Genomic DNA, 4,214 nt, shown 5'->3' with positions numbered 1-4,214 from the left:
CCCTGCTCACAAGCCTCTCCCCCCAACATCAGTAGTCGCATTAATGACGGTCAGCCTCATCAACGTGATGCAGGACTTGAAGTCAGTGCATCCATGGAGAGTCCTGCGTCACGACCGACGATCAGGTGCCAAGTACACTGACCGACACGCATGACGCCTTGGCAGCCCAATCGGCGCAAAGCAACTTCATTTAACCCTTCCTCACTGACCAGCTCCACTCGCAGCCGGGTGATAGCGCACACATCGGAGCGGAGAATGTTGTCCTCGCCACCGAGAGCATCACGCCAGGCCAGGGTTTTCTCCTCACTCAGAGCGTGTCCTGACCCCGACATACCCACGTCCGATGCCCGACTACTGGCTTCGGGACGAGTGGCCTCCGGGTCGCATCCAGTGGCGACCATCGCCGCACGCACTTCATCAGCGACGCTATCAGCAATGGGGCCGAGGATGATCTGCACACCCCCACCTCCCAGGCGCATCACGCCGCGAGACCCCAATGCCTTGAGCGCTGGCTCGTCAATCCGAGATTCATCAGTCCACTGATACTGTCAACGTTGGCACTGTGCTCGGCGTGGGTGAGGTTCAAGCTGACATCGTGTTCCCGTGCGATAGCTCGCAGACGGGCCGCAGGCCGTGCATGCAGCCCGGTTTCGAGCGCCAGAACCACACTACGCTCACCCTTGGGGCCCTGAGCCGACACGGCTTGGTGTTCAGCGCTGGCGATGGCTTCAAGCACAACCAGTGAGTCACCTCGCTGGACCACGTCCCCTGACTTGAGCCCGGTCTCTGCCCAGCGCCAACCTGGCGCATCAATGACTATCAACGGCGTAATCAGAGACGTTGCCTCGCAGGCTAGCTTGTCGACATCGAAGTGACATAGAAGGTCCCCTACCTCAACCCGCTGACCAACGCTCACGCAGGGTTCGATTCCGCGCCCCTCGAGAGTGACAGTGTCGAGGCCAAGATGAATCAGCACTTCGACCCCCGCGTCGCTTCGCAAGGTAAAGGCGTGGTGCGTGCGAGCACACTGGATGACTTCACCGGCAAGGGGGGCATGCAGACAGTCCCCGAGAGGTCCAGGGCAATGCCCTGACCGAGAGCTCCCTCGGCGAATACCGGGTCCGGCACCTCGGCCAAGGGCACAACGATACCCTTGATCGGTGACACCAGAGTGAGAAAGGAGGATGACATGGTCGGCTCCGAATAATTGTTGGGTAAGATCGGATTTAGAGCGTGCAGGTAACCTTACGTAGGTGGCGCGGCTTGTCAGGGTCGATGCCGCGCGCGGTGGCAAGCCCCGCCACCATGGGATAGAAGCTCTGGATCACGGACAGCGGCTGCAGCGACTCGTGATTCGCATCGGTCAGAGTGAGATGGCGATGCGTGACGCGCTTGTCGGCGGCCAGCAGCACTTTGGCACCGATGCTCTCCAGCCACTCAGCCAGTTCAAGCAGCCCAACCTGTTCAGGCCCGGGGGGTGCGAAGACCAGCACTGGGTATCCCGGCTCGATCAACGCCATAGGGCCATGGCGCACCTCAGCGGCACTAAAGGGCTCAGCCTGAATGGCACAGGTTTCCTTGAATTTCAGCGCTGCCTCTTGGGCGATGGCCAGTCCTGGGCCACGGCCGATGACCATCAATTTGTCGGCATCGAGCAGCGTATCGATGGCTGGCGTCCAGTCTTGAGCGGCGGCCTCGACCAAGCGGTCCGGCAGCTCACTGAGCGCATTCAACATCAACGCATTCTCACCCCAGTGGGCAATGAGCTGGGCAGCAGCCGAGAGCGTCGCCAGATAGCTCTTGGTGGCGGCCACGCTGTGCTCTTCGCCGGCATGCAAAGGAACCTCGACATCGCTGTCCCGACCGAGCGGAGACTCGGGAGAATTGACCAGCGCAACGGTCCGCGCACCACCGGATTTGAACGCGGATTGACTGGCGATGAGGTCCGGGCTCTGGCCAGACTGTGAGATGGCCACCGATAGCTGCCCGTCGAGCTGCCACGGCGCACGCGCAAGAGTCGATAATGATGGCGGCAGCGAGGCTACCGGAATGCCTTGGGCTTGCATGCACAGGTAAGCGAAGTAGCCGGCAGCATGATCGGAGCTGCCTCGGGCAACCGTGACGACACAGCGAGGCGGTTCGATACGTAACCGCTGGCCTAGGTCGCGCAACATTTCCTGATTGCGACCGAGCTGGCCACGCAGACGGTCCGGCGCATTGAGCGCCTCTTCAAGCATGAGGGACATGGGACTCTCCACAGACGAGACGACCGTCCACATGGACGGACACGATATTGAGGTCGGCATCGAGCGTCACGACGTCGGCCTTGGCACCTACGCTCAGGCGGCCAATGTCATGAAGGCCAAGAAATTCGGCAGGGAACAACGAGAGACGATCAGACGCCTCAGCCAGACTTAGCCCAAGGGTGACAAAGTTGCGCAGCGCCTGATCCATGGTCAGGGTGCTGCCAGCCAAGGTGCCGTCGGCTAGACGCACACCGCCCAGGCATTTGGTGACGGACTGCTCACCGAGCTTGTATTCACCGTCCGGCATGCCAGCAGCCGCGGTGGAGTCCGTGACTGCATACAAACGTGGAATACAGCGAAGCGCTGCACGAATCGCCCCAGGGTGCACGTGAAGCAGATCCGGAATCAGTTCAGCGTATTCGGCGTGGGCCAAAGCCGCTCCGACCATCCCCGGCTTGCGGTGATGGAGGCCAGTCATGGCGTTGAACAGGTGGGTGAAACCACAGGCACCGTGAGCCAGAGCCTCAACGCCCTCCTCATAGCTGCCTAGAGTATGTCCAAGCTGAACCCGAACGCCCTTGTCGCTGAGGTAGCGAATCACCTCAGCGTGACCCGAAAGCTCCGGCGCTAACGTCATCAGTCTGATAGGGGCGAGCGCCATCAATGCATCCAGCTCTTCAATGCTGGCGGTCTGAGCATGTTGCGGCTGAGCACCGAGTTTGCCGGGGTTGATATAAGGACCTTCGAGATGCACGCCCAACACTCGTGCCGCCACGGTTGACGGAGACTCAAGATACTTGGTGATCTCACCGAGCGCCTGTCGCACCTCGTCGCGACGCGCGGTCATGGTGGTCGCTAGCAGACTCGTGGTACCGAAGCGCACATGGGTCTCGGCGAGTGTCGCAACGGCCTTCTGCCCTTCCATGGCATCGGCACCACCGCCGCCATGTACGTGTAGATCGATGAATCCAGGTAGCAGCCTCGGTAGATCATTATCGGCAGGATCGACCGCCTCACCTTCCACGGCACGAATGCGACCGGCGTCGACATGTAACTCGCCAAGACGCCATCCGCTGGGGGTCAGCAAGTTGCCGCGAAGTGAAATCGATGGCTCCGTGGGTATCGGCATAGGGTGCTCCTAGCGCATCAGTTCGACGCTGAAATCGTAGTAGTCAGTGCGACAATAAGTGATGGTCAGCTCGGCGGGTGTATCGTCGGCGAGATAGCCGAGTCGAGTTACCTTGAGCAGGGCCTGGCCCTCCGCCACCTTGGCGAGGCGTGCGAGCTCAGGGTCGGCGTTGACCGCCGTGACTTGCTGAAACGCCCTCACAATCGGCCGACCCGCGGCCTCCAGCCAGTTATACAAAGAACTCTCTACCGCTTCAGGATCAGGCAGGATCATCACCGGAAGACAGCTCTCCTCTACTGCCATCACTACATCATCAGCTAACCGCAAGCGTTTGAGGCGCGCTACCTGAGCATTAGCCGACAAGCCCAGGCGTAAATTTTCTTCATTGCTCGGCGCACACAACTCTCGAGATAGCCAACATGAGCTAGGAGTGAAGCCCCGGCGGGTCAATATTTCACTGAAGCTCGCCAATCGCGTCAGCGACTGGCTCATGCTCGGCCGAATAAAGTTGCCTGAGCCACGGTCGCGACGAATCAGGCCACTTTCAGTCAGTTGATCGATGGCCTTGCGCGCTGTGATCCGTGACACCGACAGCGCCTCAGCGAGGTTCCGCTCTGACGGCAAAGCCTCCCCGGCACGCCAAGTACCTCTTCGGATGGCAAGCTCCAGCTGACGCGCCAATTGGCGATACAGAGGAGTGGCCAAAGCGGCGTCCAGCTTGAGGTGTTCGAAGCTCGGGTCCATGGGGGCTCTCAATCTAGAATGATGAATACCAATATAGATCCAGATAGATACCAGTCAAGTACCAATTTATACTCATCGCAACAAACAAAACGCCC

At 60.1% G+C, this 4,214-nt stretch carries 6 protein-coding genes; all 6 read right to left on the bottom strand.

Going from position 1 to position 4,214, the window contains the following annotated elements:
- Positions 1–59: 59 nt before the first annotated feature.
- Genes BF12_RS0117935 through BF12_RS0117910 form a run of 6 tightly spaced genes read right to left on the bottom strand, consistent with a single transcriptional unit; the run spans position 60 to position 4,119 of the window.
- Complete coding sequence (locus BF12_RS0117935) at positions 60–458, bottom strand: PTS sugar transporter subunit IIB (protein WP_169734554.1); 399 nt, start codon at positions 456–458, stop codon at positions 60–62.
- A gap of 20 nt (positions 459–478) precedes the next feature.
- Complete coding sequence (locus BF12_RS23260) at positions 479–1,033, bottom strand: PTS glucose transporter subunit IIA (RefSeq protein ID WP_282705518.1); 555 nt, start codon at positions 1,031–1,033, stop codon at positions 479–481.
- A complete protein-coding gene (locus BF12_RS0117925; RefSeq protein ID WP_024953456.1) occupies positions 970–1,191 on the bottom strand; it encodes a PTS glucose transporter subunit IIA in 222 nt (73 codons plus the stop codon). The genes BF12_RS23260 and BF12_RS0117925 overlap by 64 nt, the downstream gene beginning before the upstream one ends.
- 35 nt (positions 1,192–1,226) lie before the next feature.
- On the bottom strand, positions 1,227–2,246 hold the full coding sequence (locus tag BF12_RS0117920; RefSeq protein WP_211242494.1) for an SIS domain-containing protein: 1,020 nt from the start codon (positions 2,244–2,246) through the stop codon (positions 1,227–1,229).
- Entirely contained in the window at positions 2,230–3,375 is a 1,146-nt protein-coding gene (nagA, locus tag BF12_RS0117915; RefSeq protein WP_024953454.1) for an N-acetylglucosamine-6-phosphate deacetylase, read from the bottom strand. The genes BF12_RS0117920 and nagA overlap by 17 nt, the downstream gene beginning before the upstream one ends.
- A gap of 9 nt (positions 3,376–3,384) precedes the next feature.
- Positions 3,385–4,119, bottom strand: coding sequence for a GntR family transcriptional regulator (locus BF12_RS0117910; protein ID WP_024953453.1), 735 nt, complete (start codon positions 4,117–4,119; stop codon positions 3,385–3,387).
- Positions 4,120–4,214: the final 95 nt, after the last annotated feature.

Origin of the sequence: Cobetia crustatorum, assembly GCF_000591415.1 — a bacterium.
In the GTDB taxonomy this organism is placed as follows: Bacteria; Pseudomonadota; Gammaproteobacteria; order Pseudomonadales; family Halomonadaceae; genus Cobetia; species Cobetia crustatorum.
This window is presented reverse-complemented; position numbering and strand designations above follow the sequence as displayed.

Excerpts from the sequence above, each read along its gene's own strand:
- BF12_RS0117920 (WP_211242494.1), bottom strand. The coding sequence starts at position 2,246 with ATGTCCCTCATGCTTGAAGAGGCGCTCAATGCGCCGGACCGTCTGCGT.
- nagA (WP_024953454.1), bottom strand. The coding sequence starts at position 3,375 with ATGCCGATACCCACGGAGCCATCGATTTCACTTCGCGGCAACTTGCTG.
- BF12_RS0117910 (WP_024953453.1), bottom strand. The coding sequence starts at position 4,119 with ATGGACCCGAGCTTCGAACACCTCAAGCTGGACGCCGCTTTGGCCACT.
- BF12_RS0117925 (WP_024953456.1), bottom strand. The coding sequence starts at position 1,191 with ATGTCATCCTCCTTTCTCACTCTGGTGTCACCGATCAAGGGTATCGTT.